The following is a 17,088-nucleotide window of genomic DNA, read 5'->3' as shown; positions in this document are numbered from 1 at the left end:
TCCGGAAGAGGTTCGCCAGGTCGTACCGCGACTTCACCTCGGCGAGCCTCTTCCGCGTTTCCGCGTCGTGCGGCCCTCCGGTCCGATCGCCCTCCCCGAAGGCGCAGTTGATGGAGGCATGACCTGACAGGTTCCGTCAGGTCATGCCTCCCGTGTTTCCCTCGCTTTCCGGCGTCAGATCTTTTGCTGCGCCGGCCGCCGCTGCGACCACCACAGCCCGGCCGCGCCGGCGGCCATCAGCGCCGCGCCCGCCGCCCCCAGCGGCAGGACGTCACGTTCGAAGCCGGTCTTCGGCAGTTCGTCGCCGCCCGGACCGACCGGCTTGTTGTCGGTGCCGAGCAGCAGCGGGGTGGCCGGGGCGTTCGGCGACGGGTTCGTCGTACCGAACGGAACCGGTCCCTGCTGCCAGAACGTCTTCTTTCCGTCGCTGGTCTGCACCGGCAGACAGATCTTTCCGGTCTTGCCGAGATCGAACGTCGCGTCCACGGCGTACGACTTCGACTGACCGGCCGCGAGATTGTCGACGGGGCAGGCGAAACCACTGTTCGAGCCCTCCGGCAGATCCTTTTCGTCAATCGGAGAGCAGCCTTGAACGTTCTTGACCGAAAGGCCGTCGAAACCGACGACCAAAAGCCTGATCTTTCCGCTGTCCTTGGTTCCCTCGTTCTTCACCGTGGCGGTGATGTCGGTTTCTTGCGAGCTGTTGTCCACCGAGATCTTCTCGGGCAGCAGCGTGGTCAGCTTCACGCCTGCCGGCGCCTCGTCAACGGCCTTTCCCCCCTTGCTGCTCCCGGGCCCCTGGTCTTCCGCACCGGCGGTTCCGGAAAGGATCATCACGGTCGCGAAAGATGCCGTGACCAGCGATCCCGCGATGGTCGTCGCACGACGAGAACTCATGTTCGTCCCCCTTGGCTGCGCCTGAATTCGCAGTACTTGAAGAGGTACCACAAGATTTCTCCGCACTATGCTGGTACGGCGTGAAGTGTGACCATTGTGTTCCACTCGGGAACATCCGGAAGGCGTTGAGGGGGTGCAGCGGATTGCCGGGGAATACGAGGAGCGGTGGAGTTCCAGGGCTCCTGGTGACGGGGCGCTATCGCCTGGTCGAGAGTATTGGCCAGGGGGGAATGGGACGGGTGTGGCGAGCCGTCGACGAAATACTCGACCGGCCGGTCGCCGTCAAGGAGATGCGCATAGACGGCCTCGACGCCGAGGATGCCCGCACCCGTCGCGAACGCACCCTGCGCGAGGCCAGGGCCACCGCCCGGATCGACCACCCCAATGTCGTGCGCGTGTACGACGTCGTGGACGAGGGCGAACGCCTGTGGATCGTCATGGAGTTGGTCGCCGGCCGTTCCCTCGAACGTGTCATGGCGGAGGAGGGCCCGCTCGGCCCGCGTGAGACGGCTCGGCTCGGACTCGGCCTGGTGCAGGCGCTGCGTCAGGTGCACGACCGGGGCGTCCTGCACCGGGACATCAAGCCCGGCAACGTCCTGGTGGAGAACGGCGCCCGGCGGATCGTGCTCACGGACTTCGGCATCGCCGCGATCCAGGACGCCAAGGCGCTCACCATGGTCGGCATGCTGGTCGGCTCGCCCGACTACATGGCCCCCGAGCGGATCTCCGGCCGCCTTCAGGGCCCGCCGTCCGACGTGTGGTCCCTCGGCGCGACACTGTGCGCGGCCCTGGGCGGCCGCTCCCCGTTCTCCCGCGACACCACGCTGGCGACCCTGCACGCGGTCCTGTACGAGGAGCCCGAACTCCCCGCGACCGAAGGCCCGTTGCGGGACATCCTGGCGGCCCTGCTGGAGAAGGAGCCAACGGTCCGACCCGGCCTGGCGGAGCTGGAGGCGTCCCTACGGCCGCTCGCGTATCCGGCACCGCCGACGACACCGACGGTTCCGGTGGGCGGAGGAGGGGCGGGCGTCGCTCATCAGGAGGAGGCGGCGGCGGCCCCGGACGCGGAGTCGGCTGAGGGGAGTCCGGTCGCGGGCGGACCGGTCGCGGGGATGCCGGTCGAGGGCCGGCCGGTCGATGAACGGGGTGAGGAGCCGCAAGCAGAGCCTGAGCCGGCGGCCGAACCGGAGGGACCGGACATCCAGGACGCGACGCCACCCCTGTCGTCGGCACCCGAGGAGTCGCCCACACCCCCGTTCGTGAACACCCGGCACCTGCGCACGATGCGCGACCCCAGGACTCCGGCACCGGCACCGGTCCGGGAGCACGCACCGACACCGGTCCCGGAGCCCGCACCGGCGCCGGTCCCGGAGCACGCACCGGAGCCGGGGGCCGCACCCGTACCGAGGTCCGGCCCCGCGCCCACCACCGACCCCGCGCCCACCACCGACCCCGCGCGGGCCACTGACCCCGCGCCCACCACCGACCCCGCCCTCGCTCCCCAACCCGCCAGCGCCTCCACCGAGGCCGCGTCGGGGCTGCGCTCGGAGACCCGCTCCGAGACCCCGTCCGGCAACAGCGAGGGCACCGCACCAGCCGGAGCGGCCCCGCCCGGCGCAGCCGCATCCCCAGGGGCAGCCGCACCCGACACCCCCACCCACTCCCGCAGGATCAGCGCCGCCCCCACCGTCACCGGTGTCTCGCTCGTCCGCGCCCAGGCGGAGACCGAACGCCGTCCGGCGCCCTCCCCGGACCCCCTTCCCATGCCGCCCGGCGAACTGCCCGGCCCCGCAGTCCCGGCGGACCCCCGGCGGCACGGGCGGCGCGCGGGACGCCGTACGGGCCTCGTCGCCGCCGTCGGCCTGGTCACCGCCGGCGCGGTCGTCGCGGTCGTCCTCGCGTCGGCCGACGGCTCACCGGACGACAACCGGGCGGGAGGGTCACCGTCGGCCTCCTCGTCGCCGTCCCCGTCCACCACACGCAGCGAGGGCCCCTCGCCCACGGTCGAAGGCACGTCGCGGCCGCAGAGTCTGCCGCCGGGCGCGCACCGGGAGGCGGGCGGGTTCGCGTGGGCGACGCCGGCCGGCTGGCGGCGGGACATCAAGACGGGCGCCGAGGTGCACTACACGTCCCCGGACGGCAAACAGGAGCTCGCCGCCAAGTCCTCCCTCGCGCGCGGCGACCTGATGGAGACCTGGCGGACCTCGGAACAGAACGCCCACCAGGGCAGGGACTACCAGAAGATCCGGCTGGAGGAGACGACGTTCCGTGGCAACCCGGCGGTCGTCTGGGAGTACACCTTCACCCTGGAGGGCGTCCCCTGGCACGCCCGGCTGCTGGGCTTCAACGAGGGCGGCAAGTCGTACCAGATCAACACCTGGTACCAGCCGGACATCGAGACGCAGGCCCTCACGACGTACGACGAGGTCAGGGACAGCTTCACGGTGTTGTGAGGGTGTGGTGGGGAGACACGAGGGAGGGGCCCGTACGCCGTGAGGCACGGGCCCCTCCCTCGTCCACGGGCCGCGATCAGACCTTCGTGACCGCGCGCTCGCCCTTCACCTTCTCCTTCACGAGGGAGATGACGATCACGCCCGCCGCGACCAGCAGCGACAGCACCACGGTCTCGCGGCCGTCGTGCTCGGTGTCGGTCAGCATGTAGCCGAGGACGAACACGATGAGCGCGGCCGTGGCCCAGGTGAGGTACGGGTACAGCCACATCTTCACGACGAGCTTCTCCGGCGACTCGGCCTGGATGATCTTCCGCATCCGCAGCTGCGAGAAGCAGATCACCAGCCAGACGAACAGGGCCACCGCACCGGAGGAGTTGACCAGGAAGAGGAAGATCTTGTCCGGGGAGAGGTAGTTGAAGAAGACGGCGACGAAGCCGAACACGACCGACGCGAGAATCGCCGTCATCGGCACGCCCCGGCTGTTGACCCGTGCGAACGACTGCGGCGCGTCACCGCGCCGGCCGAGCGAGAAGGCCATCCGGGAGGCCGTGTAGAGCCCGGAGTTGAGACAGGACAGCACCGACGTCAGCACGATGAAGTTCATGATCTGACCGGCGTGCGCGATCCCGAGCGAGTCGAGGGCGGCGACGTAGGAACCGTCGTCCTGGATGGACTTGGCGTCCCACGGCAGCAGCGTCACGACGACGAAGATCGAGCCGAGGTAGAAGACGCCGATCCGCCAGATGATGCTGTTGGTCGACTTTGTCACGGCCCGCTGCGGGTCCTCGGACTCGCCGGCGGCGAGGGTCGCGATCTCGCTGCCCATGAAGGAGAAGACGACGAGCAGTACTCCGGTGAGGATGGCGCCTGGCCCGTTGGGCAGGAAGCCGCCGTGGTCGGTGAGGTTGCCGAGCCCTGCCTGGTCGCTGTCGGCGCCGGGCAGCACGCCGAAGACGGCGAGTCCGCCGATGATGATGAACGCACCGATCGCCACGACCTTGATCCCGGCGAACCAGAACTCGAACTCGCCGTAGGACCCGACGGACACGAGGTTGGTGGCGGTGAGCACCACCATCACGATGAGGGCCCACCCCCACTGCGGTACGGCGGGAATCCACCCTTCGAGGATCTTCGCGCCGGCGGTGGCCTCCACCGCGAGGACGACCACCCAGAAGAACCAGTACAGCCAGCCGATGGAGAACCCGGCCCACGGCCCGAGCGCCCGGTCGGCGTGCGCGGAGAACGAACCCGAGGTCGGGTTGGCGGCGGACATCTCGCCGAGCATCCGCATCACCAGCACCACGAGCGTGCCGACGAGTGCGTACGACAGGAGGATGCCGGGGCCCGCGGTGGCGATGCCGGAGCTGGATCCCACGAAGAGTCCGGCCCCGATGACACCGCCGATGGCGATCATCGAGAGATGGCGGTTCTTGAGTCCTGCCTGGAGGTCGCCGCCGGGTTCGCCGGGGGCTCCGGGGTCGTTACCAGCCTTGGGAAGGGTCGGCTGCGAGGTCATAGGAGGGGGATTCCTTTGCGCCGGGTGAGCTCTTCCCGCACAGGGGGAGGTGCGGGTCCCGTACGAGCGGCGTACGAGTCGGTCCAGTGAATCGGAGGCGAAGAGATTGGTGAACCTTTGATTCCAGATCGTTACTTGAGCTTTTCCTGAGGTTCTGTAGTATTGCCCACAGTTTTCGGGATCGGCCCCCCGGGCTGCTGCCCGGAAACGCCCGTGTCACACTCGTCCCATGCGCGTGTATCTCGGCTCCGACCATGCCGGCCTCGAACTCAAGAACCACCTCGTCCAGTGGCTCAAGGAAGCGGGCCACGACCCGGTCGACTGTGGTCCCCACATCTACGACGCCCAGGACGACTACCCGCCGTTCTGCCTCCGCGCCGCCGAGCGGACGGCCGCGGACCCCGACGCCCTCGGCGTCGTCATCGGCGGCTCCGGTAACGGCGAGCAGATCGCCGCGAACAAGGTGAAGGGCGTGCGGTCGGCCCTCGCCTGGAGCGAGGAGACGGCGTCCCTCGGCCGCCAGCACAACAACGCGAACGTCGTCGCGGTGGGCGCGCGCATGCACACCCAGGAGGAGGCGACCGCGTTCGTCGAGACCTTCCTGAACACGCCCTTCTCGGGTGACGAGCGTCACATCCGCCGCATCGAGATGCTGTCCGCCTACGAGACCACGGGCGACCTGCCGCCGATCCCGGCACACCACCCGCAGCAGTAGGCGCTACGGCACCTTTTGACCCACCTCGTCGGGGTGGTGGGTGGGCACAGGCCGGGGGTCTGGGGGCGGAGCCCCCAGTTGGTACAGGAAAGAAGGGCGCCGTGCCGGAGGGGCACACCATTCACCGGTTGGCGCAGGACTACGCCGCCGCGTTTCTCCGCACGGCACCGCAGGTGACCAGCCCCCAGGGCAAGTTCACCGACTCCGCCGCCCTCCTCACCGGTACGGAACTCACCGCCACCGAGGCCCACGGCAAGCACCTGTTCCTCGGCTTCCGCGCCGGTGAGTGGATCCACATCCACCTCGGCCTCTTCGGCAAGGTCACTTTCGGCCCGGCCCCGGCGCCCCCGCCCACCGACACGGTGCGACTCCGGCTCGCCAACAGCACGTCGTACGTCGATCTCCGCGGCCCGACGACCTGCGCCCTGATCACGGACGCCGAGAAGGACGCGATACACGACCGCCTCGGCCCCGACCCCCTCCGCGAGGACGCCGACCCGAAGGCCGCGTACCGGCGCGTCTCCCGCAGCCGTACGACGATCGCCGCCCTGCTCATGGACCAGAAGGTCGTCGCCGGCGTGGGCAACGTCTATCGCGCCGAGGTCCTCTTCCGGCACCGCGTCGACCCGTACCGCTCCGGCATCAGCATCACCCCCGCCGAGTGGGACGCGATCTGGCAGGACCTGGTCGACCTCATGCGCGAGGGCGTCCGCAACAACCGCATCGACACCGTCCGTCCGGAACACACCCCGGAGGCGATGGGCCGGCCGCCACGCGTCGACGACCACGGCGGCGAGGTCTACGTCTACCGCAGGGCCGATCTGCCCTGCCACATCTGTGGCGGCGAGATCCGCACCGCCGATCTCGCCGCCCGCAACCTCTTCTGGTGCCCGGCCTGCCAGCAGCCCTGAGGCCGGTCCAGGTGCCGTGCGGCAGCCGGCAGCCGCAGCCCTGAGACCGGTCTAGAAGCCGTGCGGCAGCCAGGGCGCAACCGTCGATCCGAACCCGACGGCCGCCTCCGCCAGCGCCCCCTGCCGCAGCTCCCGCACCCGCCCGGCCGCGCCCAGCGAAGCCAGGCTCACCCCACCGAGGTACGCCGCCCCCAACTCCCGTACGGACAAGGCGAGATCGGCCGCATCCGTCGTACGACCGCACGACGCGCCCTTCGCGTCGCCGGTGAGCCGCCAACGCCCGGCGTTCCAGCCGCAGAAGTCGTCCTCGACCTCGAACACCACATCCACCGGCGCCTGATACGTCCGCGCCTCCAGCGCGGCGCCGACGTCCACCAGCCGGACGTACAACGAGTCCCGCACGAGCGGCCGGCACCGCCGGATGTCGGACACCAGGGACAGCCACGGTTCGTCCGAGGGCCGTCCCCGCGCGGTCAGCGTCGACGTCAGGTCGATCCCGAACAGGAACCGCCACAGCGCGGCATGCGCCGCCGCGTCCAGGGCTTCCGCGTCCTGCACGACCACGACGCCCTTGGGTCCCGCGGCGTCCCAATCGGGCTTGACCCGGTAGCGCGAGTACCCCACGACCTCGCCGTCCCGCTCGGCCAGCACGCACTGCAGCGGTGACGCCCCACCCCGGCCGCTCTCCGGATCGAGCACCATGACCCGCTCCCACCCGGGCAGCCGCGCCAGCATCCCCGGCCGGCCGGACACCTTGCGCGCGTACACCGCCTCGCACACGTCGAGGACGTCGGCCGGCGCGGCGTACCGCAGCCGTACGTCATCGGTGCCGGGCGGTACGGACAGCCCGACCCGCGCCGTGTCGACCTCGACGTTCACGCAGTGCGTCGCCGCGCCGTACCCGAACCGGCCGTAGATCCCGGGCTCCGAGGCCGTCAGGACGGCCAGCGGCCAGCCCCATTCCCGTACGTCGTCCAACTGCCGCCGCATCATGGAACGCAGCACCCCGCGCCGCCGGTGCGTGGCGGCCACGCTGACCATGGTCACCCCGGCCGCCGGAACCGCGGCGCCACCCGGCACGGTCAGGCGGAAGCTGAACGCCCCCGCCGTGCCCACGCACGCGTCACCGTCCCAGACCCCGACAGAACGGTCGATCTCGGTGAGCGAGCGCCACAGCTCCCGCTCCTCGGACGTCTCCGGGACCCCGCCGAAGGCGCGGATCAGGTTGTCGTACCACTGGTCCCAGTCGTTCCGCTGCAGTGCCCGCACGTCAGTCCCCATGAATCATGCCTACCAGGGCATTGCGGGACGGGCCAGGGAATTTCGCCTTGATGGCGCCACGATGGCTTTCTGTGAAGTTCACTGTGGAGTTGAGCCTCGGACGGGGGACAAGTGGGACCTCCCGTGCCAAGCACCTGGTCCGATGGATAGGGTCCCGAACTAATGGCAGCAGGACGAGAGCGGCGCGCGGAAGCCGAGACGTTCGCGGCCCGGTGCAAGATGCAGTGGCACCGGGTCCGCGTCGGCCTGCGCAGAAGCGCCGTCGACTACTTCCGAGGCGACGGCTCCGACTGGGTCGCGCTCGCCGGTCTGCTCATCACCGTTCCCCTGATCGCGGCCACGACACTGGCCAACTCGGTGTGGTGCTCACCGGCCGCCCTGGTCCTGCCGATCGTCGCCGGCGGCCTGCTGCTGCGCCCGGCGAGCCTGCTGAGCCTGTACGCGGCGGCGGCGACCGCGCTGATCGTGGAGTCGGTGCAGCTGGGGCCGTACACGGAGGGCCCGTCCAGGGTCACCCCGGGCGTGGTCCTGGTGGTGGCCGCCTGCGGGTTCTTCGGTCTCCTCATCGCCCAGTTCCGCAGCCGCGTCGGCGTACCCTGGCGGCGCGGCGGCACCATGCTCTTCGACCTGCGCGAACGCATCCGCGTCCAGAGCAAGCTGCCGCAGCTGCCGCAGGGCTGGCACCGGGAGATGGCGCTGCGCCCGGCGGGCGGCCAGTCGTTCTCCGGTGACTTCGTTGTCGCGGCCCGCACGAATGGCGGCCGCACGATGGAGGTCGTCCTGACGGACGTGTCCGGCAAGGGCATGGACGCGGGGTCGCGCGCACTGCTCCTGTCGGGAGCCTTCGGCGGCCTGCTCGGCTCTCTGCCCCCGCACGCGTTCCTGCCGGCGGCGAACGGCTACCTGCTCCGCCAGGACTGGGACGAGGGCTTCGCGACGTCGATCCACCTCGTCCTGGACCTCGACTCGGGGGACTACGAGCTCTACTCCGCGGGCCACCCGCCGGGCCTGCAGCTCAGCGCGGGCAGCGGCCGCTGGGAGGAGAAGGCCGCCGAGGGCCCGCTGCTGGGTGTGTACGACGGTGCCCAGTTCGACCCCGTGAAGGGCTCGCTGCGCCCGGGTGACGTGTTGATGCTGTTCACGGACGGTTTGGTGGAGACGTCCGATCGCGACATCGTCGAGGGCATCGACCGCCTCACCGGCGAGGCCGACCGCTATGTCGCCGGCGGCTTCCACGGCGCGGCCTGGCACCTGATCGAGGCGGTGGCGAAGGACGTCAACGACGACCGGGCGCTGCTGCTGATCTGCCGTGAGGGACCGACGGCGTCGTCCGCAACATCCGCCCACTGACCCTTTGTCCGCATGTGTGCTCATGCCTTGGTCATGGGTTTGTGCTGCCTCTGTAACTACCGTCGGCTCCCGATTGCCTGGGCAATCAGGGAGTTGGTAGAGATGTAATGCACACGATGTGGTGATGAGGAACCCAAGGACCCGACGGGGGAGGCCTGATGAAGTTCGACATGGGCGCGCAGACGCTGTCGCAACTCCAGCGTGATTCGCGGGGGTCGAGCGACGATCTCGGCTCGCTGATCCGGCAGTTGGTGGATGCGGCGACGCCGCTGGAGGGCAAGTTCAACGGTTCGGGTCGGGCGATGTTCGACCAGTTCAAGGCGCAGGCGGACAGGATCACGGCTGACTTGAACGGGTCGCTGTCGGCGATCCTCGGTGGCCAGTCGGGGATGGACTCGGCGTTCAGCTCGGGTGACCAGGAGCAGGGCGACAACGCGAAGCAGCAGATGGGTGCCGCGAACTTCGACGCGGCGCGCTTCCGCTGATCTGGACCTTCGTGTGAGCTTGACCTTCGTGCTGTGCGGGCTTTCTTTCAACTCTCGGGGAGTGGTGTGTGATGGCGGGTGCCAATGCGGATCGTCGGTCGTACGACACGGGTGCGTCGGCTGATGCTCAGTCGAACATCCAGGTGGTGATCGGTCGGCTCGAAGAGGTGATCGGCAACCGTGACCGTCAGGTCAAGACGGCGATGGCGGACTTCACGGCGGATGGCGTGGCGGACGAGTACCACGGCAAGGAACAGCGGTGGACGAACGCCTCCAACGAGGTGAAGAACATCATCGCGCTGCTGAAGTCGACGCTGGAGAAGAACGACGGCACGGCGCAGTCGACCATCCAGCGGGCCAAGGCCGCGGTCGACAACATCGGCTGACCGGCCTCGTCGCAGGCAGGGCGCAGAGGCGTAGAGCAGTGGGGCCGTAGGGCTCTGCAGGTCTGTTGGACTGTGGGAACTTCGGGATACGGGGGCTGTTGTGTCGGGCTGGGATCTCAAGCCGCAAGGTATCTCCAGTGTGTTGAAGACGACGGGTGAGACCGCGTCGAACCTGGAGAAGTACGCGAAGGCGTTCGGCGAGCATCTGACGTCGGCGGCGACCAGCGCCGGCACCATCTCCGCCGAGGGCGGCGGCGGTGGCGGCGAGGGCGGCGAGAAGGCCGCGGGCGGCCTGGTCGCCCTCGCGTTGTCGCAGTACGCGGAGCGGGCGTCGAAGGACCTGCAGTACGTCGCGGCCCGGGCGGGCAAGTCCCTGCAGGGCGCGGTGGACGCCACGACGGCGTACCTGAACGGCGACCTGGAAATGGCGGCGGAGGCCCAGCGGAACACGCTGGCCGCGCCGAAGCTGGACATGCCGGGGGTCGGCAAGCGGTGATCCAGCCGGACCAGATTCCCCAGTTCACGGGCAACTTGCCGCAACTGGAGACCGACCACGCGGCCTTGAAGAAGGACGCGGGCAACGTCCGCAAGACGGGCGAGGAGGTCCACTCCCAGTTCTAGGGCCTGTCGGCGTATTACACGGCTCCGGAGGCGGAGCAGTTGTTCGCGACGACGAAGCCGGTCAAGGACCGCGCGGACACCTTCGCCGACGACCTGGAGACGGTGTCCGGTGCGCTGTCGTCGTACGCGACGGAGATCCGCCCCCTCGTCGACAAGCTGAAGCAGCTCAAGGCGGACGCGACGACGTTCGTGACGTCGGTCAAGGACGACGACGAGTGGGAGTACGACGAGGACAAGGTCGACGAGCACAACCAGATCCGGGATGACATCACCGCGACGGTGGCGGCGTTCTGGGCGGCCGAGCGCACCTGCCACAACAAGATCACCGCCTTGTGGGGCGGGACGCAGATGGTGGCCGGCGACGGTTCGGAGCGTAAGGACCAGTACGGCTTTGCGGCCGACGACCTGAAGAACGCGAAGCTTCCCTGGGGTGACCCGGTGGAGGAGAAGCACCACTGGTACGAGGTCGGCCACTGGGTGAAGTCGTTCGTGTGGGACGGCCTGATCGTGGACGGCGTCTGGGGCACGATCAAGGGCCTCGGCACGCTGGTCGGGTTCGGCGGCTGGGACGCGATGGGCCAGGCCTGGAAGGGCCTCGCCCAGTTGGCGACCGGCCTGACCCTCAGCATGATGCCGGGCGCGCAGCTGGCGTTCTGGGCGCTGCCGGACGACAAGTTGCCGTCTTGGATTCGTGATTCGCGCACCGCGATGAAGGAGACCGGCAAGGCGCTGGTGGCGTGGGACGAGTGGGGTAAGAACCCCGGTCGTGCGGCTGGTGCGGTCACCTTCAACGTCCTGACGACCGTGTTCACGGGTGGTGCGGGCGCCGGTGTCGCGGGTGCGGGCAAGGCCGGTGCGGTGGCGAAGGTGTTGTCGGTGGCGGGCAAGGCGGGCAAGGTCATCGACCCGATGACCTACATCGCCAAGGGCGCGGGCGCTGGCCTGTCGAAGATCGGCGACATCACGAAGGGCCTGCGGGGCGTCGGCGCGATCGATATCCCGACCCTCCCGGAGAACGCGTTCACTCTCCCCGAGGGCTCTTTGAGGCTCCCGGACGGCACCGTGCGGTTGCCCGAGGGTGCCGCGATCCCGGAGGGCGTGACCCGGCTGCCCGACGGCAACATCCAACTCCCGCGCGACACCCCGGTCCTGCCGGCCGGCACGACGAAACTGCCGAGCATGGACGGCTTCCCCGGCCCAGTACATGGACCCGGACGGCAACCTCCTCGACAACCAGGGCAACGTGGTCGACAACGTCGACAACGCCCCCATGGACGTGGTGGACAGGCCGACGTCGGGCAACCCGGCCGACGGCGCAGACGTGCCGCGAGTGGACTCCCCAGTGAAGGAACCGGCGTTGGTGGGCGCGGGCGCCCATACCGCCGAACAGGCGGGCCAGCACGTCCGACTTGGCAGCGACCTCGGCGACGTGGGGCGGGTGGGAGAGGACGTCCCCACCACGCCTGCGGTGCACGCGGGCGGTGACGTACCCGCCGTCCACGCCGGAGGCGACCTCCCTGGCGGCAGCGCGGGCGACCACCTGCCCGGAGGAACAGCGCACGAGCATGGTGCGGGCCCGTCCGCCGGTCATGAACCGCCGACCGGTCATGACGGTGAACACAGTGGTGGTCACGCTGACACGCCTGCTGGAAACGGGCACGAGATCCCCGGTGGCGGCAACGAGCAGCCGACGACCGGTGGCCACAGTGATGGACCCACCACTGGTGGCCATGACGGCCCGTCCACCAGTGGTGACGGGCCGAATGGCCCCGATGCGGGGACGGGACCGGACCTCCCCCGCGGAAACGACCCGTTGCCCGAAATGACGCCGGAAGAACGTGCGGCACACTGGCAGCATCTGGATGAGGTCGAACAGCGCAGCCCAGAAGATTTCGATGCCTTGCAGCGCGACCCGGACAAGAATGGCGGCATATCGGAACCATCGAAGGACGAGGGGCGTGTGGGCCTCGATCTTCGGGAGCAGCAGCGGCTACCCGACGACATCCAACGGCCCACTGAGGCGGACCGCGGTGAGTTCTACTCGCCGAGTACTGGCCGATACTATGACATCAAGGGAGTGCACTCGGACTGGCCGCCGTTCAACAACGTTCGCGACAAGTCGCAGCCGTTCCGCGGTGCGTATGATCCGCTGAACAACGGGCGATGGGTCAACAAGCTTCATGAGCAGATCGTCGCGAAGGGGCGAATTGTCATCCTGGACCTCAGAAACGCGAATCAGGCGGCGATCGACGACGTGAAGTCAATCGTTGAAAAGAATGGCTGGGGAGACGATGTCATCTGGTACCCGTAATGGGTGGACCCCCGTCGGATTGCCGCGGAACGAGACCGCTGCCCAGAGGCTGCGCGAGTGGCTCGAAGGAGAGGGCGGGCTCGATGCCGTAGGGCTTGACTTCAGCGGTGCGGACCTCTCGTACGGTAACTTCTCCGAGTCATGGTTCACCGACGCGAAGCTCATTAACACTCGCCTTGTCCAAGCGGAGTTGTATCGGTCGGATGCCCAGGGAGCGGACCTCACCGGAGTAGATCTCACGAGCGCTTCCCTTGTGCGGGTCAATCTGGATGATGCCATTCTGAGAGACGCGGTTCTGGATGCTGCGAACCTGGTGAAAGCTTCGCTTTATGACGTCAACGCTTCAGGCGCAAGTTGTCGTGGCACTCATTTCATGGGAGCATCGCTGCTGGGTGTCGATTTTCGTTCAGCTGATCTCCGTGACTCTGTTTTCGATGAGAATTCGTTCCAAGTCACACTGGATGCGAACACGAAGATCGAAGCGATGAGCGGAACCGTTTTCGGGCCAGCGGTCGTTGTCGAGAAAACGGGACCTCGAGAGCTGTCCGGCAGTGAACTCGAGGAGTGGTTGCGCAGCAAGGGTGGCAACGTGCGCGTCATCGACGTGCGGAAGTAGGCGCCGGTGCTTCGCCAGAACATCGGCAGCGTTCGACTGGGTCCGCAGGGGTGACGCCCCTCTCCGAATCCCGACGCGGTTCCCGCGGGGCGGCGCTCCAGGATGCCGACCGACCAGGCTGCATGAAGATCGCAGATCACTTCCAAGAGCTATGGTCGCCTTCCTTCGAGGCGCCGAGTGGGAGTGTGCGGGATTTTCTTGCTGACTCGGCATACGGCGATGAGCAGGGGATCACCCAGTATTTGCTGGCCGGGCATGACCTCTTCAGTGTTATGGGCTCTTCCGAGGACGTCCTGGGCTCCGGTCAGACCGTCATGGGTGGCGACTCCATCTACTCGGACGGGGAGTGGGTGTGGCGAGGGGATCTCTGGTTCTATGTGAGAACGCATCACGTCACTCTGCCGACTGAATTCCTGGAACGAATCAGGAATTTCGCCTATGTCATGCCGGATGAGGACTTGTCCAGCCTCATGGAAATCGCCAAGGAAATCCGCACTCGGCTGTGAAACGCATCGACCTCGATGATCCCGAAGTGGACCTCGACTATGCCCAGCGACTCCTGTACCGGGGTGAACTCTTCACCGGTGAGGTCGAGGAGTACCTCGCAGGACATCGTGTGAGTCTGGTTACTTACACGGATGGGTTCCGGGACGGCCCGTTCTGCGAGTGGCACAAGAGTGGGGTCCTTCGCGCAGAGGGAACGATGCGTATGGCGCGCCTGTCCGGGGAGTACAAGAGCTGGCACGAGAACGGCGTTCTCGAGACGAAGAAGCTGCACAGCGCGGACGGCTGGACTCCGCTCTCCCACCACGAGTGGGACGAGGAGGGGCGCCCGACCCGCGCTTGGGAGAACACGACTCCGTAGGGGTAGGGCCCACGCCTCGCTGGGCCTCGCCCCCCGCGTTTATTGCCGTACTAGGCAGCCTTCAACTCGCACCACACGTACTTGCCCCGGTTGCCGTGTCTGCTCAGCGGCTGCCAGCCCCAGGTATCGGCGCACGCCCGGACCAGTGCCAGCCCGCGTCCGTCCTCGTGGTCGGGCTCCTGTTCCGGCAGCCGTGGCGGTTCAGGCGGTTCGGGATCCGCGTCCCACGCGCCGATTCGCAGGACACCCGCCGACCAGCGCACGCGCAGGGCGGCGGGCCCCTTCGTGTGCCGTACGGCATTGGAGACCAGCTCGGCCGCGAGGAGTTCCGCCACATCGACCAGGCCGATCAGTCCGTGCATCGTCAGGATCAGGCGCAGGGTGCGGCGGCTGACGGTGACCGCGCGTAGGTCGTTGGGGATGTAGAGGGAGTACTCCCACGGTTCGGCTTGGTTTTCGGGCACGCGTGAACTCCGTTCAAGTGGTGGGGGGTTGCGGTCGTCGGGCGGTGGCAGTGCCGCAGCCGTCATGGCAGGACGGGGCGGTGCGCTTCCGGTACCCCGGTGTTTCCGCAGCGTGTGCGTCGCGTCACCGACGGTAGGGGATAATGTTTCGGTTGGGCAAGCCGGTCGCGTAATCTGCCCTCCGAACGAGTCGCGCCTGCTGGTGCGTTGAAAACCCGAGGGGCAGTCGATGACGACGAGGCGCGAACCAACGGCACGTCAGATGCGCCTGGCGGTCGAGCTGCGGAGACTCCGCGAGGCGGCCGGCCTCAGCGCCAGGGAAGCGGCGGCGCTGCTCGGAGTGAGCCCCGTCCAGATCAGCCACATCGAATCCGGTCTTTCGGGGGTGAGCGAGGAGCGACTGCGCCGCCTCGCGTCCTACTACGTCTGCACTGACCACGCCTTCGTGGATGCCCTGGTCGCGATGGCCACCGACCGGACGCGCGGTTGGTGGGAGGAGTTCAAGGGTCTCCTGCCCACTTCATTCCTCGATCTCGCCGAGTTGGAGCACCACGCCACGTTCTTGCGGGAAGCCCAGTTCCTGTTCATCCCCGGCCCGCTTCAGACGGAGGACTACGCCCGCGCCGTCTATGCCGACCGGGTGCCTGAGCTTCCCCGTGAGGAACTTGAGTTGCGCGTCCGGCACCGCATGCAGCGCAAGGTCATTCTCGAGGGCCCCGAGCCCATCCAGTACGAGGCGGTCGTCCACGAGGCCGCGCTGCGCATCATGGTCGGCGATCGAGCCGCCTCACGAACTCAGCTTGCCCGCCTCCTCCAACTCTCCGAAGGGGATCACATCACCGTCCGTGTCATCCCCTTCGACCTGGAGGGTTTCGCCGGTGCCGCGAGCGCGATGACGTACGCGGGAGGCGCGGTGCCCAAGCTGGACACCGTGGTGCGCGATGCACCCCACGGTGCCGCCTTGGTCGACTTCGAAGCCCAATTGGAGGCCTTTCGAACGCTCTTCCGTAAAGTGGAGGCAGCGTCGCTCGACCCCGTTCGGTCGCGTGACTTCATCCACGGGCTGATGAAAGAGCTGTGAGGCGTTCCATGGAGACCCCTGACAACTGGCGGAAGTCGTCCCACTCGGGCCCTGGCGACGGCGATTCCTGCGTGGAGATCGCAAACGACCTCACGCGGGTGGCGATACGAGACTCCAAATACCCCTCCTACGGAACCCTCCTCTTCCCGACCGGAACCTTCGCCGCATTCGTCGAGTCCCTCAAGGCCGACTCCGCCGTGTGATCGCCCGTACGCACGTCGCCCGTGTCCATGGGGCGGGATGACGCGGTCTTGCCATGGAGGCGCCGTGGCTGGTTCTCGACCACCGCTGCCAGGGGCGGTCTTCGTCAACTCACCTACGTGGTAAGGGGATCCCCGCCGAGTCGTGGTGCTCCTGTGCGTGCTGAGGGCTTTGATTGCACAGACAACTATCGGGTTGATAGAGATGGGGGAGACTTGCGAGGCGGACCGGGCACGGTCCGCCGTAAAAGCCCGACGGGGGAGGCCTGATGAAGTTCGACATGGGCGCGCAGACGCTCTCGAATCTGCAGCGTGATTCGCGGGGGTCGAGTGATGACCTGGGTTCGTTGATCCGGCAGTTGGTGGATGCGGCGACGCCGTTGGAGGGGAAGTTCAACGGTTCGGGTCGGGCGATGTTCGACCAGTTCAAGGCGCAGGCGGACAGGATCACGTCGGATCTGAACGGGTCGTTGTCGGCGATCCTGGGTGGTCAGTCGGGCATGGACTCGGCGTTCAGCTCGGGTGACCAGGAGCAGGGTGACAACGCGAAGCAGCAGATGGGTGCGGCGAACTTCGATGCGGCGCGTTTCCGCTGAGGTTGGCCCTCTTCGTGCGGTGCGGGCTGTGTTTCGACCTTTGGGGAGTGGTGTGTGATGGCGGGTTCTGGTGCGGATCGTCGGTCGTACGACACGGGTGCGTCGGCTGATGCTCAGTCGAACATCCAGGTGGTGATCGGTCGTCTGGAAGAGGTGATCGGTAACCGTGACCGTCAGGTGAAGAACGCGATGGCGGACTTCACGGCGGATGGCGTGGCGGATGAGTACCACGGCAAGGAACAGCGGTGGACGAACGCCTCGAACGAGGTGAAGAACATCATCGCGCTGCTGAAGTCGACGCTGGAGAAGAACGACGGCACGGCGCAGTCGACCATCCAGC

Annotated in this window: 21 protein-coding genes; 17 read left to right on the top strand and 4 right to left on the bottom strand. The window is 67.9% G+C overall.

Annotated features, from left to right (window positions below; all coding sequences use genetic code 11):
* Positions 1–174: 174 nt before the first annotated feature.
* Positions 175–897, bottom strand: a complete 723-nt coding sequence (locus tag ACWBNA_RS42710; protein WP_482709989.1) for an LPXTG cell wall anchor domain-containing protein — start codon at positions 895–897, stop codon at positions 175–177.
* A gap of 182 nt (positions 898–1,079) precedes the next feature.
* Here ACWBNA_RS42710 and ACWBNA_RS42705 point away from each other — a divergent pair, with 182 nt between their 5' ends.
* Positions 1,080–3,350 carry a serine/threonine-protein kinase gene (locus ACWBNA_RS42705; RefSeq protein ID WP_482710023.1) on the top strand — a complete coding sequence of 757 codons (2,271 nt, stop codon included), beginning with the start codon at positions 1,080–1,082 and terminating at the stop codon, positions 3,348–3,350.
* Positions 3,351–3,426: 76 nt separating this feature from the next.
* On the opposite strand, the gene ACWBNA_RS42700 is transcribed toward ACWBNA_RS42705, so the two are convergent.
* Complete coding sequence (locus ACWBNA_RS42700) at positions 3,427–4,866, bottom strand: amino acid permease (protein ID WP_482709988.1); 1,440 nt, start codon at positions 4,864–4,866, stop codon at positions 3,427–3,429.
* A 229-nt stretch (positions 4,867–5,095) separates the two neighbouring features.
* On the opposite strand from ACWBNA_RS42700, the gene ACWBNA_RS42695 reads away from it, so the two are divergent.
* Positions 5,096–5,581: a ribose-5-phosphate isomerase gene (locus ACWBNA_RS42695; protein WP_482709987.1), complete on the top strand. Its 486-nt coding sequence runs from the start codon at positions 5,096–5,098 to the stop codon at positions 5,579–5,581.
* A gap of 101 nt (positions 5,582–5,682) precedes the next feature.
* The gene (locus ACWBNA_RS42690; protein ID WP_482709985.1) at positions 5,683–6,492 is read left to right on the top strand and encodes an Fpg/Nei family DNA glycosylase; all 810 of its coding nucleotides are present in this window, start codon (positions 5,683–5,685) and stop codon (positions 6,490–6,492) included.
* A 51-nt stretch (positions 6,493–6,543) separates the two neighbouring features.
* Here ACWBNA_RS42690 and ACWBNA_RS42685 read toward each other — a convergent pair whose 3' ends face one another.
* A complete protein-coding gene (locus tag ACWBNA_RS42685; protein ID WP_482709984.1) occupies positions 6,544–7,773 on the bottom strand; it encodes a GNAT family N-acetyltransferase in 1,230 nt (409 codons plus the stop codon).
* A 162-nt stretch (positions 7,774–7,935) separates the two neighbouring features.
* Between ACWBNA_RS42685 and ACWBNA_RS42680 the strand changes: the two genes are divergently transcribed.
* The 10 genes from ACWBNA_RS42680 (at position 7,936) to ACWBNA_RS42635 (ending at position 14,407) form a co-directional block, all read left to right on the top strand.
* Entirely contained in the window at positions 7,936–9,123 is a 1,188-nt protein-coding gene (locus ACWBNA_RS42680) for a SpoIIE family protein phosphatase (RefSeq protein WP_482709983.1), read from the top strand.
* A 158-nt stretch (positions 9,124–9,281) separates the two neighbouring features.
* Positions 9,282–9,608 (top strand): hypothetical protein, encoded by a 327-nt coding sequence (locus ACWBNA_RS42675; protein ID WP_383874515.1) that lies wholly within the window; start codon positions 9,282–9,284, stop codon positions 9,606–9,608.
* A 71-nt stretch (positions 9,609–9,679) separates the two neighbouring features.
* A complete protein-coding gene (locus ACWBNA_RS42670; RefSeq protein WP_383874516.1) occupies positions 9,680–9,994 on the top strand; it encodes a pore-forming ESAT-6 family protein in 315 nt (104 codons plus the stop codon).
* 139 nt (positions 9,995–10,133) lie between these two features.
* Positions 10,134–10,490 carry a DUF6507 family protein gene (locus tag ACWBNA_RS42665; protein ID WP_482709982.1) on the top strand — a complete coding sequence of 119 codons (357 nt, stop codon included), beginning with the start codon at positions 10,134–10,136 and terminating at the stop codon, positions 10,488–10,490.
* Positions 10,487–10,615 carry a hypothetical protein gene (locus tag ACWBNA_RS42660; protein WP_482709981.1) on the top strand — a complete coding sequence of 43 codons (129 nt, stop codon included), beginning with the start codon at positions 10,487–10,489 and terminating at the stop codon, positions 10,613–10,615. Before ACWBNA_RS42665 ends, ACWBNA_RS42660 begins: the two co-directional genes overlap by 4 nt.
* A gap of 39 nt (positions 10,616–10,654) precedes the next feature.
* On the top strand, positions 10,655–12,100 hold the full coding sequence (locus ACWBNA_RS42655; RefSeq protein ID WP_482709980.1) for a hypothetical protein: 1,446 nt from the start codon (positions 10,655–10,657) through the stop codon (positions 12,098–12,100).
* Positions 12,054–12,926, top strand: coding sequence for a hypothetical protein (locus ACWBNA_RS42650; RefSeq protein WP_482709979.1), 873 nt, complete (start codon positions 12,054–12,056; stop codon positions 12,924–12,926). The genes ACWBNA_RS42655 and ACWBNA_RS42650 overlap by 47 nt, the downstream gene beginning before the upstream one ends.
* On the top strand, positions 12,907–13,542 hold the full coding sequence (locus ACWBNA_RS42645; protein ID WP_482709978.1) for a pentapeptide repeat-containing protein: 636 nt from the start codon (positions 12,907–12,909) through the stop codon (positions 13,540–13,542). Before ACWBNA_RS42650 ends, ACWBNA_RS42645 begins: the two co-directional genes overlap by 20 nt.
* Positions 13,543–13,664: 122 nt before the next feature.
* Complete coding sequence (locus ACWBNA_RS42640; protein WP_482709977.1) at positions 13,665–14,048, top strand: hypothetical protein; 384 nt, start codon at positions 13,665–13,667, stop codon at positions 14,046–14,048.
* Positions 14,045–14,407, top strand: coding sequence for a toxin-antitoxin system YwqK family antitoxin (locus ACWBNA_RS42635; RefSeq protein ID WP_482709976.1), 363 nt, complete (start codon positions 14,045–14,047; stop codon positions 14,405–14,407). The genes ACWBNA_RS42640 and ACWBNA_RS42635 overlap by 4 nt, the downstream gene beginning before the upstream one ends.
* Before the next feature lie 50 nt (positions 14,408–14,457).
* Here ACWBNA_RS42635 and ACWBNA_RS42630 read toward each other — a convergent pair whose 3' ends face one another.
* On the bottom strand, positions 14,458–14,871 hold the full coding sequence (locus ACWBNA_RS42630) for an ATP-binding protein (protein WP_482709975.1): 414 nt from the start codon (positions 14,869–14,871) through the stop codon (positions 14,458–14,460).
* A 229-nt stretch (positions 14,872–15,100) separates the two neighbouring features.
* Between ACWBNA_RS42630 and ACWBNA_RS42625 the strand changes: the two genes are divergently transcribed.
* From ACWBNA_RS42625 to ACWBNA_RS42610, 4 genes are all read left to right on the top strand, one after another.
* Positions 15,101–15,952, top strand: a complete 852-nt coding sequence (locus ACWBNA_RS42625; protein ID WP_482709974.1) for a helix-turn-helix domain-containing protein — start codon at positions 15,101–15,103, stop codon at positions 15,950–15,952.
* 8 nt (positions 15,953–15,960) lie between these two features.
* Positions 15,961–16,155 carry a DUF397 domain-containing protein gene (locus ACWBNA_RS42620; protein WP_482709973.1) on the top strand — a complete coding sequence of 65 codons (195 nt, stop codon included), beginning with the start codon at positions 15,961–15,963 and terminating at the stop codon, positions 16,153–16,155.
* Between the two features lie 266 nt (positions 16,156–16,421).
* Complete coding sequence (locus ACWBNA_RS42615) at positions 16,422–16,748, top strand: hypothetical protein (protein ID WP_384302047.1); 327 nt, start codon at positions 16,422–16,424, stop codon at positions 16,746–16,748.
* A 57-nt stretch (positions 16,749–16,805) separates the two neighbouring features.
* The coding region (locus tag ACWBNA_RS42610; protein WP_482709971.1) for a pore-forming ESAT-6 family protein at positions 16,806–17,088 on the top strand (283 nt) is incomplete at its 3' end.

This window comes from Streptomyces sp. Q2 (assembly GCF_056820935.1).
Note: the sequence above shows the minus strand (reverse complement) of the source record. Positions and strands in the feature narration are given on the sequence as shown.

Coding starts and splice junctions, on each gene's coding strand:
- ACWBNA_RS42710 (WP_482709989.1), bottom strand. CDS start 897: ATGAGTTCTCGTCGTGCGACGACCATCGCGGGATCGCTGGTCACGGCA.
- ACWBNA_RS42700 (WP_482709988.1), bottom strand. CDS start 4,866: ATGACCTCGCAGCCGACCCTTCCCAAGGCTGGTAACGACCCCGGAGCC.
- ACWBNA_RS42695 (WP_482709987.1), top strand. CDS start 5,096: ATGCGCGTGTATCTCGGCTCCGACCATGCCGGCCTCGAACTCAAGAAC.
- ACWBNA_RS42685 (WP_482709984.1), bottom strand. CDS start 7,773: ATGGGGACTGACGTGCGGGCACTGCAGCGGAACGACTGGGACCAGTGG.
- ACWBNA_RS42680 (WP_482709983.1), top strand. CDS start 7,936: ATGGCAGCAGGACGAGAGCGGCGCGCGGAAGCCGAGACGTTCGCGGCC.
- ACWBNA_RS42675 (WP_383874515.1), top strand. CDS start 9,282: ATGAAGTTCGACATGGGCGCGCAGACGCTGTCGCAACTCCAGCGTGAT.
- ACWBNA_RS42670 (WP_383874516.1), top strand. CDS start 9,680: ATGGCGGGTGCCAATGCGGATCGTCGGTCGTACGACACGGGTGCGTCG.
- ACWBNA_RS42645 (WP_482709978.1), top strand. CDS start 12,907: ATGTCATCTGGTACCCGTAATGGGTGGACCCCCGTCGGATTGCCGCGG.
- ACWBNA_RS42640 (WP_482709977.1), top strand. CDS start 13,665: ATGAAGATCGCAGATCACTTCCAAGAGCTATGGTCGCCTTCCTTCGAG.
- ACWBNA_RS42625 (WP_482709974.1), top strand. CDS start 15,101: ATGACGACGAGGCGCGAACCAACGGCACGTCAGATGCGCCTGGCGGTC.
- ACWBNA_RS42620 (WP_482709973.1), top strand. CDS start 15,961: ATGGAGACCCCTGACAACTGGCGGAAGTCGTCCCACTCGGGCCCTGGC.
- ACWBNA_RS42615 (WP_384302047.1), top strand. CDS start 16,422: ATGAAGTTCGACATGGGCGCGCAGACGCTCTCGAATCTGCAGCGTGAT.